At 59.6% G+C, this 16,445-nt stretch carries 15 protein-coding genes; 6 read left to right on the forward strand and 9 right to left on the reverse strand.

Annotation, left to right across the window (positions count from 1 at the left end; all coding sequences use genetic code 11):
* Window positions 1–52: 52 nt before the first annotated feature.
* From V1T76_RS00385 to phnD, 5 genes are all read right to left on the reverse strand, one after another.
* Window positions 53–973, reverse strand: a complete 921-nt coding sequence (locus V1T76_RS00385) for a DMT family transporter (protein ID WP_330558655.1) — start codon at window positions 971–973, stop codon at window positions 53–55.
* A gap of 311 nt (window positions 974–1,284) precedes the next feature.
* Window positions 1,285–2,082 carry a phosphonate ABC transporter, permease protein PhnE gene (gene phnE / locus V1T76_RS00390; RefSeq protein ID WP_330558656.1) on the reverse strand — a complete coding sequence of 266 codons (798 nt, stop codon included), beginning with the start codon at window positions 2,080–2,082 and terminating at the stop codon, window positions 1,285–1,287.
* Window positions 2,082–2,876, reverse strand: coding sequence for a phosphonate ABC transporter, permease protein PhnE (phnE, locus tag V1T76_RS00395; protein WP_330558657.1), 795 nt, complete (start codon window positions 2,874–2,876; stop codon window positions 2,082–2,084). Before phnE (V1T76_RS00395) ends, phnE (V1T76_RS00390) begins: the two co-directional genes overlap by 1 nt.
* Window positions 2,873–3,646 carry a phosphonate ABC transporter ATP-binding protein gene (phnC, locus tag V1T76_RS00400; protein ID WP_006939395.1) on the reverse strand — a complete coding sequence of 258 codons (774 nt, stop codon included), beginning with the start codon at window positions 3,644–3,646 and terminating at the stop codon, window positions 2,873–2,875. Before phnC ends, phnE (V1T76_RS00395) begins: the two co-directional genes overlap by 4 nt.
* Before the next feature lie 64 nt (window positions 3,647–3,710).
* Window positions 3,711–4,688 carry a phosphate/phosphite/phosphonate ABC transporter substrate-binding protein gene (gene phnD / locus V1T76_RS00405; RefSeq protein ID WP_330558658.1) on the reverse strand — a complete coding sequence of 326 codons (978 nt, stop codon included), beginning with the start codon at window positions 4,686–4,688 and terminating at the stop codon, window positions 3,711–3,713.
* Between the two features lie 231 nt (window positions 4,689–4,919).
* On the opposite strand from phnD, the gene V1T76_RS00410 reads away from it, so the two are divergent.
* Entirely contained in the window at window positions 4,920–5,672 is a 753-nt protein-coding gene (locus V1T76_RS00410; RefSeq protein WP_330558659.1) for a response regulator, read from the forward strand.
* Window positions 5,669–8,191 carry an ATP-binding protein gene (locus tag V1T76_RS00415; RefSeq protein ID WP_330558660.1) on the forward strand — a complete coding sequence of 841 codons (2,523 nt, stop codon included), beginning with the start codon at window positions 5,669–5,671 and terminating at the stop codon, window positions 8,189–8,191. Before V1T76_RS00410 ends, V1T76_RS00415 begins: the two co-directional genes overlap by 4 nt.
* Window positions 8,192–8,226: 35 nt before the next feature.
* Here V1T76_RS00415 and V1T76_RS00420 read toward each other — a convergent pair whose 3' ends face one another.
* Window positions 8,227–8,880 carry a hypothetical protein gene (locus tag V1T76_RS00420; RefSeq protein WP_330558661.1) on the reverse strand — a complete coding sequence of 218 codons (654 nt, stop codon included), beginning with the start codon at window positions 8,878–8,880 and terminating at the stop codon, window positions 8,227–8,229.
* Window positions 8,881–8,900: 20 nt separating this feature from the next.
* On the opposite strand from V1T76_RS00420, the gene minC reads away from it, so the two are divergent.
* Genes minC through minE form a run of 3 tightly spaced genes read left to right on the forward strand, consistent with a single transcriptional unit; the run spans window position 8,901 to window position 10,872 of the window.
* On the forward strand, window positions 8,901–9,737 hold the full coding sequence (minC, locus tag V1T76_RS00425; protein ID WP_330558662.1) for a septum site-determining protein MinC: 837 nt from the start codon (window positions 8,901–8,903) through the stop codon (window positions 9,735–9,737).
* A 56-nt stretch (window positions 9,738–9,793) separates the two neighbouring features.
* Entirely contained in the window at window positions 9,794–10,615 is an 822-nt protein-coding gene (gene minD / locus V1T76_RS00430; protein WP_006939389.1) for a septum site-determining protein MinD, read from the forward strand.
* Window positions 10,612–10,872 carry a cell division topological specificity factor MinE gene (minE, locus tag V1T76_RS00435; RefSeq protein ID WP_148584665.1) on the forward strand — a complete coding sequence of 87 codons (261 nt, stop codon included), beginning with the start codon at window positions 10,612–10,614 and terminating at the stop codon, window positions 10,870–10,872. Before minD ends, minE begins: the two co-directional genes overlap by 4 nt.
* A 35-nt stretch (window positions 10,873–10,907) precedes the next feature.
* Here minE and V1T76_RS00440 read toward each other — a convergent pair whose 3' ends face one another.
* Window positions 10,908–12,380: a sensor domain-containing diguanylate cyclase gene (locus V1T76_RS00440; protein ID WP_330558663.1), complete on the reverse strand. Its 1,473-nt coding sequence runs from the start codon at window positions 12,378–12,380 to the stop codon at window positions 10,908–10,910.
* 400 nt (window positions 12,381–12,780) lie between these two features.
* Window positions 12,781–14,382, reverse strand: coding sequence for a peptide chain release factor 3 (locus tag V1T76_RS00445; RefSeq protein ID WP_330558664.1), 1,602 nt, complete (start codon window positions 14,380–14,382; stop codon window positions 12,781–12,783).
* Window positions 14,383–14,560: 178 nt separating this feature from the next.
* Here V1T76_RS00445 and V1T76_RS00450 point away from each other — a divergent pair, with 178 nt between their 5' ends.
* Window positions 14,561–15,115 (forward strand): DUF2585 domain-containing protein, encoded by a 555-nt coding sequence (locus V1T76_RS00450; protein ID WP_330558666.1) that lies wholly within the window; start codon window positions 14,561–14,563, stop codon window positions 15,113–15,115.
* A 169-nt stretch (window positions 15,116–15,284) separates the two neighbouring features.
* Here the strand turns inward: V1T76_RS00450 and V1T76_RS00455 are convergent, their stop codons facing one another.
* The gene (locus V1T76_RS00455) at window positions 15,285–16,319 is read right to left on the reverse strand and encodes a LacI family DNA-binding transcriptional regulator (protein WP_330558667.1); all 1,035 of its coding nucleotides are present in this window, start codon (window positions 16,317–16,319) and stop codon (window positions 15,285–15,287) included.
* Window positions 16,320–16,445 lie beyond the last annotated feature (126 nt).

Below are 16,445 nucleotides of genomic sequence, written 5' to 3' on the forward strand. Positions count from 1 at the left end.
GGAAGTCCGGTTAGCGGCCAGTTGGAAGCCAGCCCCCCTCGCCCCCCCCCCCCTACTTCGGCTGCGGGCCCGTATCGAACCGCGGGTTGGCGGTTTTCAGGACCGGGGTCTGCATGGAGACATTCTCGCGGCTCTCGCGCCAGACGACGAAGATGCCCGAGGCGATGATGACGGCGGAGCCGAGGCCGACGTAGAAGTCCGGTGTCTCGGAGAAGAACAGCATGCCGAACAGGCTTGCCCAGAGAATCTGGCTGTATTGCAACGGTGCCACCACTGCGGCCGGCGCGGCCTTGTAGGCGGAAATCGTCAGGAACTGGGCAACGACCGACAGAAAGCCGATGGCCGCCATCAGGCCCAGATCGATAAGCTGCACCGGCACGTAGAAGACCGGCAGCGTCATGGACATGGCGGTCATGGAAAGGATCATCGGGTAGAGGATCAGCACCGCCGGGCGTTCCTTGCCGCCGAGTTTACGCACCAGAATGGTGGAGAGCGAATTGGCGAAGGCCGCCGTCAGAGCCGCGGCATGGCCGAGGGTCAGTTCGGTCACGCCGGGACGTAAAACGATTAAAACGCCGACCAGACCGACGATCACCGCTGCCCAGCGCTGTGCCCGCACGGTTTCGCCAAGCAACGGCACCGACAAAGCGGTGATCAGCAGCGGCATGGCAAAGAGCAGCGCATAGACCTCTGCCAGTGGCAGTGCCGTGAAGGCGTAGAAGCCGCAGGACATGGCGATGATGGCAAGGCCTGCCCGCGTCAGCACCAGCCAGGGATGCCTTGGACGGAAATTGTCGACCGCCTTGTCCGCCAGCATCATCATAGACATCGGCACAAACGCGAAGAGCATCGTGAAAAAGATGATCTGAAAGACCGGATAGCTGGCACCGAGTTCCTTGATGATGGCGTCATGCGTGGAAAACAGGGCAAATGCGAGAAGCGCGGCGGCAAGTCCCTTGAGCGATTCAGTCATAGGCCGGGCCTTAATGGTGTGGTGGCCGCCCGCGGAAACCAGTCAGATGCGGGGCGAGGTTTCAGGCATGACGCATGTTTTCGTCAGCCGAGCGGTGGCGGCAAATCAGCGGTTGGTGGCAGTCTCTTGCTTCGATCATCGCTGAAACGAAGAAAAGTTCAAGAAAGGCGCCTTCGTTTCGGCTGGATTTCGGACAGAATGACCAGGAGTTTCCACAAAGCAAATGGAGCGACAGAGATTTCTCCCTGCCGCTCCATCGTTTTCAGTCTGTCAGACAGGCTTTCAATCCGGTCAACCGGTTCTGGCGCGTTTCAGAGGATCTTGCGCCGCAGGTAGGATGATACGACCTCGCCCATCACCACCAGGGCAATGATGGCCAGGAGCACGGTGGAGACTTCCTGCCAGTTGAAGGTGTCGATGGCCCCTTGCAGGATCACACCAATGCCGCCCGCACCGACCAGGCCGAGAACCGTGGATTCCCGCAGGTTGATGTCCCAGCGCAGGATCGCCACCGCAAAGAAGGTCGGCATGACCTGTGGCACGATGGCATAGAGCACCACCTTGAAATGGCTCGCGCCGCATGCCTTCAGCGCTTCGACGGGTTTCGGATCGATTTCCTCGATGGCCTCGCCCAGCAGCTTGCCCAGGAAGCCGATGGAGCGGAACATGATGGCGACGATACCGGCAACAACACCGGGGCCGAAGATTGCCACGAACAGCAGGGCCCAGATGATCGTGTTGACCGACCGCGAGGAGACCAGGATGAACCGGCCGAGCCAGAGCGTCAGCGCGTTCGGCGTGGTGTTCTGCGCGGCGATATAGGCCACCGGCAGAGCCAGCACGACGGCCATTGCCGTGGCGATGGTGGCCAGGTTCACCGTTTCCCACAACGCGCTCAGGATCTGATCGAGATGGGTCGGATCGGGCGGCACCATTCGGCTGAAGAGATCGCCCATCTGGGTTGGTGCATCCCACACCCAGGCCCAGATGATGTTGACGCTGCCCAGTGCCCAGGCGACGACGAAAGCGGTCAGGGCAAAGTAGCCGTAGCGCTGAAACCGCTGGGCCGGCGTGTAGCGTGCCCAGTCTTGAAGCTGTACCTGTTCCATTATGCGATCCGCTTTCTGATGGCACCGCTGACGGCTTCGGAAATCAGGATGACACCGACGATGACCATCGTGATGGCCAGGGCGAAGTCGTAATCGTAGCGTCCGAAGGCATTGGCCAGGGTGGCACCGATCCCGCCCGCGCCGACGATACCGACGACCGCCGAGGCTCTCAGGTTACTGTCGAGCTGGTAGATGCCGAGGCCGATCTGGCGCTGCATGATCTGCGGAAAAACCGCATAGACCAGTGTCGACAGGAACGGGGCACCGGCTGCCTTCATGGCTTCGACGGGGCCCGGATCGATTTCCTCGATCTTTTCGGCCAGCAGCTTGGCAACAAAGCCGATGGAATAGACTATCAGCGTCAGGATGCCCGCAAACGGACCGAATCCGACGGCCTTCACGAAGATGATGGCAACGATCACCGGATGGAAGCTGCGTGCGATGATGATGACCGCCCGGCCGAAGTAATAGATCGGCAGCGGAGCGATGTTCCTGGCCGCCATGAAGGCGATCGGGATGGACAGCAGAACGCCGCCGACGGTTGCGAGAATTGCGATCTTCAGGCTTTCCATAAACCCGTCGATGAGCAATTCACTGCGCTGGAAGCTGGGTGGAAAAGCCCCGCCGAAGATCCGCCCTGCCCGGCTCAGACCTTGCGCGATGCGGTCCCAGTCGATCGGCAGCGTCGCAACGGTGGTCACGACATAGACCGCGATCGCGGCATAAAGGCCATAGCGCAAAACCGGGTTGGCGATGAAGGGCTGCTTGCGCCAGGTGTCCCTCGCCGTACTCATGCCGCAGCGCCTTCCATCTGCCGGTCCTCATGCGGAACACCGGCATAGATCTCGTGCATCGCATCCTTTGTCAGAGCATCCGGCAGATCATCGAAGATGATGCGTCCATAGCGCATGCCGACGATACGGTCGCTGAATTCCTTGGCTTCATTGACGTTGTGGATGTTGATGATCACCGGAAGCTTCAGTTCGCGCGCAAGGTCCCGAAGCAGGGTCATGATCTGTTCGGAGGTTTTCGGGTCGAGAGAGGCTGTCGGTTCGTCGGCAAGAAGGATTTCCGGCTGCTGCATCAGGGCCCGGATCACACCGACGCGCTGGCGTTCGCCGCCGGACAGTTCATCCGCGCGCTTGTTGGCGTAATGGGCAATCCCGACCCGCTCCATCAGCTCGTAGGCCCGGCGGATGTCTTCCTTCGGGTAACGCCGTGACAGTGCGGCCCAGGTCGAGATGTAGCCGAGACGCCCGCTCTGTACGTTTTCCATGACGGTCAGGCGGTCGACCAGATTGAAACTCTGGAACACCATGCCGATGCGGCGGCGGCCGACGCGCAGCTCGCGCTTGCCCAGGCTGGTGAAGTCGGTACCGTTCAGGAAGATCTTGCCCGAGGTCGGTTCGACCAGGCGGTTGATGCAGCGAAGCAGCGTGCTTTTGCCCGCACCCGAAGAGCCGATCACGGAGACGACCTCTTCACCGGGCACTTCAAGATCCAGGTCTTTGAGCACAGGATCCCCGGCCCCGTAACGCTTCACAAGGCTTGTTATCTTTAGCATATTTTACCCCGATTGAAGCGGCCCGCCGGAGCTGTCTCACGGCGGGCCGTCAAAGCCAGTTGTCTTACTTGGCAAGACCTTGCGGCGTGTATTCAACACCGTTGCTGGACTGGATCTGCCGGATGACGGCCCACTGATCCTTGTAGGTGATTGGGACGAACTTGCTTACGCCCTCGAATTCCTCACCCAGCTTGTTGCCCTTGAAGTCGAAGCTGAAGAACGCTTCCTTGATTTTTTCAACCAGGGCCGGATCCAGGTCGTGTGCGTAGTTGAAAGAGGTTGTCGGGAACGGATCGCTTTCCCAGACGACGCGCACTTCCGCAGGATCGTAGAGGCCGCGTTCCGCCATGCGGTCAACAACTTCGGAGGCGACTGGTGCAGCGTCATAGTCGCCGGCTACCACGCCCAGCATCGACTGGTCGTGAGATCCGGAATAGATGACTTCATAGTCCTGGTCCGGAACCACGCCGAGGGCCGGGAACAGGGCGCGCGGTGCCTGGTTGCCGGAGTTGGATGTCGGCGACGTGTGCGCGATGCGCTTGCCCTTCATGTCGGCAGGCGTTTTGATGTCGCTGTCGGCCTGGGTATAGATCTGAAGGCGATAGCCGAACTGACCGTCTTCGCCGCCCATGATGGCAAACGGAACGGCACCGGCGAGATTGACAGCAAAAGGCGTCGGACCGGTCGAGAAGCCTGCGATATGCAGACGGCCAGACCGCATGGCTTCCACTTCAGCCGAATTCGACTGCACGGCGAAAAACTGCACGTCCTTGCCGGTGACGGTTTCCAGATGCTCGATGAAAGGTGCCCAGATGTCGGCGTAAACAGCCGGATCTTCAACCGGCGTATAGGCAAAGACCAGCGTGTCCGGGTTGCTCAGTTTGGCCGGATCGGACGGCGCGTCGGCGACGAGATCGCCATCGGCATCGCAATAGATGCTGTCGAGCGCACCCTGGTTCGCGCATTCAGCTGCATAAGCGGACGAAACGGCAAAACCGGTCACAAAAGCCACGGAACCGAGCCGGGCCAGCAAATTTCTCATATTTTCCTCCCATTACAGATCGTTCCTGCCTCGCAGCGCATCGCACTGCAAGACCCTTGAAAGATCCACCTGAGCCTAGCGGGAGAAGACGCAGGAAAACGAGCTGTGAAGTGTTAACAGAAGCTGTAGGGCAGGCCTGTTTTGTTAACAGTGTTACAACCGCGCGTAGGCGGGTGAAACATTTGTAACGAGATTCTGGCCTTGCCACCCGGTGCTTGTGTTAGACAGCTCATGAAGGTGCAAGAGAGCGACAGCATGGATGCAAGCGCGACAAGACCGGTGATTGCCATCATTGATGACGACGCGGACGTGCGCGATACTCTGTCTGCACTGATGGAGGCAAGCGGGTTCGAACCGATTGCGTTTCAGGACAGTAACGGCTTCAAGGCCGCCGGCAGCCTCCAGGACTTCGACCTCGCCCTGATAGACCTGCGCCTCAAGGGAGAATCGGGTCTTTCCCTTGCCATTCACATCCGCGAGACCAGCGAGCTTCCCATCGTCATGCTGACCGGTGTCGGCGACGAGATCGACAAGATCATCGGCCTTGAGACAGGCGCCGACGACTATCTGATGAAGCCGTTCAATCCGCGCGAACTCGTCGCCCGCATCCGCGCAGTTCTGCGACGCTACGGGCATGGCGTTTCGGCCGCAAAAGCCGGCAAGGATCAGGAAATCATCTTCGGCGACAAGAGGGTGAACCTGAAACGCCGGGAACTGCTTGACGAAAATGGCGACGAGATCCCGCTGACCAACGCGGAATATGTCCTGCTGGAATATTTCGTGAAGAACCCGGATCGGATCATTCCCCGCACGGACCTGATGCGCGAGATCGGCAGCGACATGCAGCGCTATGTCGACCGGACAATCGATGTCCTGATCCTGAGGCTGCGCCGCAAGATCGAGAATGTCCCCTCCAAACCCGTTCATCTGCAAACCCGCCGGGCGCAGGGATACATCTTCGTCCTTCAGGCGGACGGACCATGAGCACGTCCCGGCTCCGCCAGCCCAGCATCCGCTCGCTGCTGCTTGCGTCCATCGGTCTGCTTCTTGTCGTGGTCATGGTGGTCGGGGCCATTGCTCTCATCACGCTCAACAGCGCCGAAGAGCGGCTCGGTACCTTTCACGACCAGACCTTGAGCGACGTTTCCGACGCTCTGGAGCTTTCCGGCAACGCATCGAAACTGGCCGCCTCTGCGCCTTTTCTGATGACGCTCAGCCCGAGCTTCCAGCTTGAAAGCGAAGCTGAACGCATTCTCGCAACGCTCGATCACATCGAATCTTTGGGTGGCGGCGATCCTGATCTCGTAAGGCCTCTTGCCCGTATCCGGGTGGCGATCAACGATCTTGCCCGCGCAATGGTTCCGCAAAGCAGAACCGCAGCAGAACTCGCACTGATCGACCAGGATCTGGAACGCCTGCAAAAACGCTTCCGCAGGCTGGCGCAGTCGCGGGGCCAGTCGCCGGAGGACCGCCAGAACTGGTCTGCCTTGCAGCAACTGGTCATGGCCGCCATTGGCGCGCTGCGCAGTCAGGAGCTGATCAAGGTGGGGGAGCAGCAAAGCAGTTTCCGGCGCATCCGTCAGGACATTGCAGCCTCTGCCACCGCCCCTGTCCGCGCGGCCCTGGCAGAGGTCGACGAGGCAGTGATGCGGCGCGGTGACCTGTTCTCGCTGCGCTATTCCAGCCTCGCAGCCAAGCTTGATGCCGAAAACGCACTCTTCCGCATTCGCACCGAGCTTGCGCAGGTCAACGCCTACGCCCTGCAGAAGGTCACGGACACAAAGCTGAGGCTTCGCGATTCACGCGACAAGACAACAACCAGCATTACCTTTGCAAAGGCCGTCATTCTGGTCCTGACCGTCATCAGTCTGGTTGTCGCCATCGGCTCCACCCTGTTTGTCTCCCGCTATGTGGTGCGCAACCTGCACCAGATCACCGCTGTCATGCGGCGGCTGGCGGCGGGAGACCTGAAGGCACGGCTGCCCAAGAAGGCAAGCGCGTCGGACGAGATCGGGCAGTTGTCCGAGGCGTTCCGCAAGTTCCGGTCCAATGCCCTGCGGCTGGAACGGAAAACCCGGGAAGTCTGGCGCCGCAACGAGCTTTTCATCACCGTTTTCCAGAATATCAGTGACGGCGTTGCGGTGCTTTCGCCGACCGGGCAGATCCTCGCCGAAAACGACCGCGTGCGGGAATTGCTGCGTCTGGAAAAAGCAGGACGCGGCAAGCGCATGACGCTGCCGGAGCTTCTGGAAAGGTCACCGTTCGAACGCCGGGCCAACGAAAACGACAGGGCCGGGTTTGGCGAATACGCCGACCCCACCGGCCGAGTCCTGGAAGTGCGCCAGTCGGCATTGCCCGACGGCGGATCCGTATGGCTGTTTTCCGAAACGACGGAGCGCAAGCGGATCGACGAGCGGCTGGAGGAAATCCGGCGGGTGGAAAGTCTCGGCAAGGTGACGGGCGAAGTCGCCCACGACTTCGGCAACATCCTGTCCACGATCTCCGGCAATCTTCACATGCTGGAGGGCGAGCTTACGCCCAAGGCCTCGGTGATGAAGGCAAGGATCAATGATGCGGTCGAACTGGGTGTTTCCCTGATCGAACGGCTTCTGGCCTTCGCCCGCAAACAGCACCTTGCCCCTATCGAAACCGATATCGCCGTGATCGCGGAAGGCATGGAAGACCTGTTGTCGATGGCCCTGCCCGAAACCGTAACACTGTCGATCAGGTGCGACGAAGGCCCGATGTATGCACGGATCGACCCCGGCCAATTGGAAAGCGCCATCTTGAACCTGTGCGTCAACGCCGGACAGGCCATTGAAGAGGAAGGATACATCGAAATCGCCGTTACGCAACAGGCAGACGGGACGATATCGCTGTCGGTGAAGGACGATGGCTGCGGGATGGATGCGGACACGTTGCGCCAGGCTGCAGAGCCGTTCTTCAGTGCGCGCGCAAACGGCGAAGGCACTGGTCTGGGCCTGTCCATGGTGCACGGGTTCGTGCATCAGTCAGGCGGCACCATCCACATTGCGTCGCAGCCCGGCCACGGAACCTGCGTGACGTTGACCTTTCCCCGGCAATCCGGCGAGAAAATCCCTCGTTCTTCCGAAACCGTTGCCAGCAATGGTATCCGGCAAGCGCTGGTGGTCGATGACGACCGGCGGTCGGCGGCGGCGATTTCGGACCTGATGGCAAGGTTCGGATACAGTGTGACGACGGAGCATTGCTTCGAGAGTGCAAGTGCCAGGATCAGCACAGACATGCCCTATTCGGTCGTGGTGACGGATCTGCAGCTCGACAATGGGCATTCGGGCTGGGATCTTGCAGGGCAGGCTCTTGAAGCGCACGCAGATTGCCGGGTCGTTGCCGTTTCGGGGCATCTGCCAAGCGACGATCCGTTTTCAGACCGATATGCCGAGCGTTTTTCGAAACTGCCCAAGCCGGTGGATGCCGAAGCGCTGGCCGGCAAGATCGGCGTGAAGCTGACCGAGCCTGCCTGAGCAAGGCCCCAGCGGTCCCCGATTACCGCTTCACGTCAGACGAAGACCCGGGCCAATGTCGCCACGGCGAGCGCGGTTGCCGCACGTTTCGGGCCCGCCAGATCCGACGTGGTGCCGCCGGGCACCATCAGATTGATGCGATTGAGATCCGTTGCATCCAGATGGTCGAGATCAGCTGATTTGGCGGCTTCTTCGGCAGACAGCCGGATTTCATCGAGCATGCGCACGAGGCCCTGCCAGATGTGGATAGGCGGTGCTTCGCTCGTATTGCACCAGCGAAGAATTTCATCTTCAGATACATTGAGCACCATCGCAGCCTCACTCGTATCGAGACCGAGATATGTCATCATATCACTGAAGTTACTCATTCTTTTCCCCAAGACGCTCTGCGCCCCAAACACCAGATCCTCTATTTTGCACTGCAATATGGCAAAAATCCAGTTTTTTACGGGAATTGAGTTAACCAATGCGCCGGCAAAGCAGGCGCCTCCGGCCGCAATGTTGCGATTCTTGGCGGTTCTCTTGGCATTTTTGGCAGGTAGGGCCTCCGGCGTCTGTGCCAGAGACTTGGTGGAAGAGCCAATTATCTGAAATATCTGATGAAAATTGATATCGGTGGAAAACGGCTGCCTGCCCGATTGTCCGGTTCGGTTAATGATAGGTTTACCGAACCAAATCAACCTGACCAATTGTGCCGCCGGACTCTTTGATGAAGTTCAAGGGAAAATCCTTCATTGCCATCGTTCTGAGCCCGGAGCCGCCCTTTGCGGACTGGTTCCGTGAAATCGACAGGATCATCGAACGCTCGCCGGGTTTCTTTATCGACCGGCCCATCATTCTGGATGTTCGGGGCACCAAGATACCGATCGAGGAGCTTGAGCAGCTTCTTGCGCAGCTTGGCGACCGCTCGATCCGCGTCATGGGCATCGACGGTGTCGCCGGTACACGGCTGAAGCCTGGCATGCCGCCAAGCTTTTCCGGTGGCCGCCTGGCGTCCGATGTGGACGTGCCGACACCTGCGAACGCTCCGGCTGAGGCCAGCGATGGCCCTGAAGCAAAACAGGCGGACGCCAGCGACGCTGACAGTGCCACGAAAGGTGCTTCCGGCAAGGCCAAGAAGGCATCCAGCACTGCAAAGGCCAAGACCAGCAAGGCCAATGGCGACAGCGCGCCTGAAACAGATGCATGGGAAGCCTCGCCCGCAAGCATTGCGAGCGGGTCCTCCATCGTGATTACCGAACCGGTGCGCTCGGGTCAGAGCATTCTGCATCCGGAAGGCGACGTGACGGTGATCGGCTCGGTCAGTTCCGGCGCTGAAATCATCGCCGGCGGTTCGATACACGTCTATGGCGCTCTGCGCGGGCGTGCATTGGCCGGTGTCTCTGGGAAAGACAGTGCCCGCATCTTCTGCTCCAAGCTGGATGCGGAGCTGGTTTCCATCAACGGGCTCTACAAGGTAGCGGACGATTTCGATACCGCCCTGCGCAACGCACCTGCGCAGATACGCTTCGAAAACGAAACCCTCGTCTTTGAAGAGCTGAACTAACCACAGAACCGGCAGCCGAGCGCGGCCGGTCTGACAACAAAAACAGGACGAACACCATGAGCAACGCTACTGTCGTTGTGGTCACGTCAGGCAAGGGCGGCGTGGGCAAAACCACCACCACCGCAGCCATCGCCTCGGCGCTTGCCAAAGAAGGCTACCAGGTCTGCGCCATCGACTTCGACGTCGGGCTGCGCAACCTCGACCTGATCATGGGTGCGGAACGGCGGGTCGTGTTCGACCTCGTCAACGTGGTGCGCGGCGAAGCTTCGATCAAACAGGCGCTGGTACGCGACAAGAAGCTGAACAACCTCTACCTGCTGCCGGCCTCCCAGACCCGGGACAAGGATGCACTGACCGAAGAGGGCGTTGCCAGCGTCATTAGCGAATTGCGGATGTATTTCGACTGGGTGATCTGCGACAGCCCGGCAGGCATCGAGCGCGGCGCGACGCTGGCCATGCGCCATGCGGATGAGGCGATCATCGTATCCAACCCGGAAGTGTCGTCCGTGCGCGACTGCGACCGGATCATCGGCCTGCTTGACGCAAAGACCAAGATTGCCGAAGACGGCGGCCGCATGCCGAAGCACCTGATGATCACGCGCTACGACACCGAGCGCGCCAAGACCGGCGACATGCTGGCGACCGACGACGTCGTCGACATTCTGTCCGTTCCGCTCATCGGCGTCGTTCCGGAAAGCAAGGACGTCCTGAAGGCCTCCAACGTCGGCCTACCGATCACGCTGTCGGACGAGAACTCACCGGCTGCGAAGGCTTATACCGAGGCTGTCCGCCGCCTCCTGGGCGAAAACATCCCTGTCACGATCCCGGAAGAGAAGAAGGGCCTGTTCGGCAAATTCTTCAAAGGGAGGGCCGCATGAACATCCTGAGCCTCTTCGGCAAAAGAGGTGAAAGTGCCTCGGTTGCGAAGAACCGGCTGCAAATTCTGCTGGCGCACGAACGGGCCGACGACGGTTCCGACGCGGTGCTGATTTCAAGTCTGCGGGAAGACATTCTGGCCGTCGTTGCGAAGCGTGTGAACATTGATCCGGATTCGGTACGTCTCGAGATGGACAGAACCGGCGATGTCACAACCCTTGGCATCGACATAGAGTTGCCTTCCGCCAAGGCATCCTGACCTGAGAGACCGGCCTTAGGGCCGGTCTTTTTTTGTCAGCTTGGCTGTGCCGCCGATTGAATGGGAAGGTTCCGGAAATCCAGGAGGTCGGCGGAGTAGACTGCCACCTGCGCCCTGCCCCGCCGTTTTGCCGAATACAGCGCAACGTCGGCTTTGCGCAGCAGCTCCGATGGCTTGTCGGAAAAAGCGACGCCAACACTGGCCCCGAACGTGTAGGTGGCTCCATCCAGGTTGACCGGACGGCTGAGCTGTTCCACGATCGCACGGCTTGTTGAAAGCACCCTCTCCCGCCGCGCCCTGCCGAACACAATGACGAATTCGTCTCCGCCCAGACGGACAACCGTATCGTCCACGTTGGCGAGACCCGTCAAAGCTTCCGCAACATAGAGCAGCACGACATCTCCGGTTTCGTGTCCGTAAGTGTCGTTAATGTCCTTGAACCGGTCGAGGTCGACGTAGAGCAAGGCGTGACCGTCCGCCAACGGCTTGACGTCCTGTAAAAGCGCAAGCTTCTCATCAAGCAGCCGCCTGTTGCCAAGACCCGTCAGAGGGTCGCTTCTGACCTGGTTGGCCAGCAGGTCCTTGACCTTTTCCGCCTGGTGCTTGGCTTGAGCAAGAGCCCGGACCGTTTCCGATGCGCGGTGGAAGAACGCGCGCGCCGAAAAGAACATGCCGAGATAGACCGCCAGCACACCGATGGCGAGCAGAGGCAATATCCGGAAGCCCGCGAGTTCGGGGTTCCACACGAAAAACCCGAGATGCCGCCTGTCGACGGTCTCAATGTCGAAGCCGGCCTGCCAGAAGGCCGGCGGGAAACTTGAAAGACCTAGCCCAGGCAAGTGATATTTCTCAGCCATTTCGGCCAGGATCAAGGCGTTGACCGGCCGCGCGAAAACCAGGACGTGATCGGTGTTGGTGTCATTGTTGTCCTTGTAGGATGTCATCAGGACTGCGCTGGCGAGATATATTTTCTCGATGGTTCCAACCAGACCCGTTGCCGGTACCGGCGGCTTGTCCTTCGGCGTGCTGCGGGCATCGGCAATCAGTACACTCATTGAGGGGCCGTAGCGGGCATGCAGATCCGCATCGGCAACCTTGCCTTCAACGACATGAACCTTGGGCTGGTTCCTGCCATCGAACAGATGAACCCCCTCGATCTGCAGTTCGTCCTGCATGTAGTCGACAAAGGTCTCGCGGACCCACTCTAGATCCAGTGTTTCGACAAGGTTGTCGACCGCCTCGTTCCAGTAGCCATACTCAAGAGTGATCTCTGCCAGATGATCGGCTCGGTCGCCAAGCATGGCCGTGAAAATACTTTCCGACGATCGGATGGAGTGGCGATCGAGCATCCAGGAGAGAAACGACACAAAAGCCAACAGGCTCACCGCGCTGATGATCACGGTTATCCAGAAAGGTTTGGACAGACGGCGGATCTCTACCGCTTGCGCTTCACCCTTGGCTTTCTGAAGCGGCGGCGAACGATGCCCGAGTGGAGGCTTGTATCGCACTTGCTTGTTCGCTCTCTAAGCTGCATTGCCTAAGGAAATACCAGTATTCCGACAGCCTAAAATATCCTAGACAAGCCTTCACGCGCGATCAACTGAAGAAAAATTATTTAGAATCAACACTTAGCAGACTATTGGACAATTCCGTAATGGCAAAAGCGCTCATCCTAAAAATTTACAATGTTTTTAAATGAAAAAAGCTTTGCTGTATGCGCAATTGTCCTGAGAGCCTCTACGTAATCCAAATTCGTTTCTTTTGTGAATAAACGGCCCGGCGTCCTCCGAAACGACTAGATGGGTGGCCCATGCCCTTTTTTTTGCACGTCCCTTTCCTTGCCCCGCGGACCGCAGGAGCCAGGAAACGTTCGAAGACCAAGCACACGTCCGGGCCGGATATTCCGGGTTACGCCTCGTAGACGATCTCTCGCGTTTCCCGGAATTTCACGTCCGGGAATTTTTCGGTGACGTGACCGATCTCCCAGGCGTTCTTGAACAGGAACACCGGCTTGTCATCCCGATCGTTGGCAATCGACATTCGGTGGCCTTCCAGCATCTTCTGCAAGGTCTGGCTGTCGGTTTCGATCCAGCGGGCTGTGGTATAGGGCACGGCTTCAAAGCCGATTTCCGTTCCGTATTCCGCCTTGAGCCGGTCCACCACAACATCGAGCTGTAGTGCGCCGACCACGCCAACAATCCAGTTTGAGCCGAGATCCGGCTTGAAGATCTGCACAAGACCCTCTTCCGCCAGATCCTGAAGGCCCTGGCGCATCTGCTTGACGCGCATGGTGTCGGACAGGCGCACGCGGCGCAGGATTTCCGGCGCAAAGGCCGGCAGGCCGGTGACGTGAATGTTTTCGCCTTCGGTGAGGGTATCGCCGACGCGCAACTGGCCATGGTTGGGCACACCGATGACGTCGCCCGGATAGGCAAGATCGGCGATTTCGCGTTCCTCGGCAAAGAAGAAGATCGGCGCGGAGACGGCAATCTGCTTGTCGGCGCGCACGTGCTTCAGCTTCATGCCGCGCTTGAAGGTGCCGGAACACAGGCGCACGAAGGCAATGCGGTCGCGGTGCTTGGGGTCCATGTTGGCCTGCACCTTGAAGACGAAGCCGGTGACCTTGTCTTCCTGCGGCATGATGGTGCGTCCACCGGTGGCCGGCTGGGAGTGCGGCGGCGGAGCGAAGTCGGCGATGAAATCGAGCACTTCCTCGATGCCGTAGTCACGCAACGCCGAGCCGAAGAACACCGGCGTCAGGTGCCCTTCCAGGAAGCTTTCCTTGTCGAATTCGGCGTAGCCTTCCGCGCCGAGTTCGACGTTCTCGGTCAGTTCATCCATGATCCGGTCAAACACCGTGCCGGTCAGGATCTCGTCGTCTAGACCGGAAACGTCCTTCGTCTGGGTATAGGCACCGCCGCGCTCGCCGGCGGAGGTGTGAAACTTCTTCTTCTGCCAGTCATAAACGCCGAAGAAGTCCGAGCCCATGCCGACCGGCCAGGTCTGCGGAGACACGTCGAGAGCAAGGGCTTCCTGCACCTCGTCCAGGATTTCAAGCGCATGACGGCCTTCACGGTCGATCTTGTTGACGAACGTGATGATCGGAATGTCGCGCAACCGGCAGACTTCGAACAGTTTGCGGGTCTGGGTTTCGATACCTTTGGCGGCGTCGATCACCATGATGGCCGCATCGACGGCAGTCAGTGTGCGGTAGGTATCCTCGGAGAAGTCCTCGTGGCCTGGCGTGTCGAGCAGATTGTAGACGATGCCCTTGCGCTCGAACGTCATGACGGAAGACGAGACGGAAATGCCGCGTTCCTGCTCGATCTTCATCCAGTCGGACCTTGCGCGGCGGCGCTCGCCGCGAGCACGCACCTGACCGGCTGCCCGGATCGCGCCGCCCGAAAGCAGCAGCTTTTCGGTCAAGGTCGTCTTACCGGCATCCGGGTGAGAAATGATCGCAAAGGTGCGCCGGGACTGATAGGGCGCCGTGCCGTTGAGGCCAGTCATGAAGATCTCCTGATCCCAAATCCGGCGGGGCCGCGCGAACACGCCGGAAAAACCGGGGCGCAACCTTCCACTCAGAGCCGGACGGATTGATGTTTCGTTGGCGGAAGGTCATAGAGAGAATTCTTGAAGATTTCCAGTAGAGAATCGCCAATCTGCCCCGACAGTCCGAGGAGACCCCGTGAGCAAACGCAAATGCCTGATCGTCGGTGTGGTGATGATCGCAGCCACAGCGGCCATTCTCCTGGCCATGGGACGGATCCCGATCTGTGATTGCGGCTATGTTCTGTTGTGGACACCGGCCAGCGACACCGCCGGTTCCTCGCAACATATTGCCGACTGGTACACGCCCTCGCATATCATCCACGGCTTCCTGTTCTATCTGTTCCTGTGGCTGATCTTCAGGCGCAGTTCCGTCGGGGAGCGTGCGCTCGGCGCAATCTTCATCGAGGCGGCCTGGGAAATCATCGAGAACAGCCCCTGGATCATCGACCGGTACCGCGAAGCCACTATCGCGGCCGGCTACACCGGCGACAGCGTCCTGAATTCCGTCTTCGATATTCTCTGGATGCTCGCCGGCTTCTTCTTCGCCTGGCGCATGCCCGTCTGGGTCGCGGTACTGGTCGGGATAGGCTTTGAACTGCTGGCGCTCTGGGTGATCAAGGACAACCTGACGCTGAACGTGCTGATGCTGGTTTACCCGGTCGAGGCCATAAAGACCTGGCAAGGCGGGTAGGCACTGACGCGGCTGAACATGCCCTCAACGCCAAAGTTGGCAATGTTCTGCAGCGTCTGGCGTTCGGAACAACTGGTTTGAACGTGCCCGCGTGGTGGATCGTCACCCCTTCCCCTTCTCAAACAGGGCAGCGCTGAACGAGCGCACCAAATTCATCAGTTGCAGGTCGTCACTTCAGCTTGCGGGAAATACCACCGCAGCTCTCGCGCACGATCAGGTCGCCGTGGAGCAGATGGGTCTGTGTTTCCAGCGACCGGTTCGCCAGGCGGTCCAGAAGGATCGTCATGGCTTTTTCGCCGATATGCTGGCGGGGCTGGCGGATTGTCGTCAGACCGGGCGTAAAATTGTTAGCAAAGGGAATGTCGTCAAAGCCGAGGACGGAGAAGTCCTCCGGCACGCGGTAGCCGCGCAGTTGCAGCGCGGAGATCACGCCGATGGCGGTGTTGTCGTTGAAACAGAAAAAGGCGGTCGGCAGATCGTCCTTGATGAACAGCCGCTCAACGGCGGCCCGCCCGCTCTCGCTGGAGCCGTCGCCCTCCACCCGCCAGTCCCGCAATGCCTCGGGCGATTCCTTCAAACCTTGCAAGTAACCGGAATGGCGCAGATCGCTGCGTATGTCAGCCGGCCCGCCAGAGATGTAAGTGATCCTGCGGTGCCCGAGCGAGATCAGGTATTCGGTCGCGACTTTGGAGGCCGCAACATCATCCACTCCGACATAGCTGATTTCCGGGTTGGAGACCGGACGCTCCGTCGCAACGATCGGCGGCAGATTGGTTAGCGGCGTCTGCGGCTGCCCGGCAACCGGGATATGCCCCGTCAGCAGCACAACTCCGTCGGCCATGCCCGTCGACAGGAACCGCAGGTAATTCTGCTCCAGCCCGGTTGTGCCTTCCGTGTTGCCGATCAGAACACCGTAACCCCGGTCATTTGCCGCCTTTTCCAGCCCTGTCAAAATGCCGGCGAAATTGGGATCAGCAATGGAGGATGCCAGAACCAGCACCATCTGGGAGCGCTGCATGCGCAGGTTCTGCGCCATGGCATTGGCGGTGTAGCCGGTCCGGGCAATGGCAGCCGTAACCTTCTTGCGCGTGCTCTCGGCAACCTTCTCCGGCGAACGCAAGGCCCTGCTGACGGTCGCGATGGATACGCCCGCCAGTTTCGCTACGTCTTCAATGGTCGCCGGCCGCTCGCCCGGTTCGCTCATTTCCCGTTTCCAGACATGTTGCGGTGCGGCCTTCGGATAAGTCCATGAATCGCAACGCCATCTACGCTGTATAGAACGCAATGCACACGATGAAAAGGTTTACAGCGGCCAATGTAAAGGTTTACA

Origin of the sequence: Roseibium sp. FZY0029, assembly GCF_036350355.1 — a bacterium.
Classification (GTDB): Bacteria; Pseudomonadota; Alphaproteobacteria; order Rhizobiales; family Stappiaceae; genus Roseibium.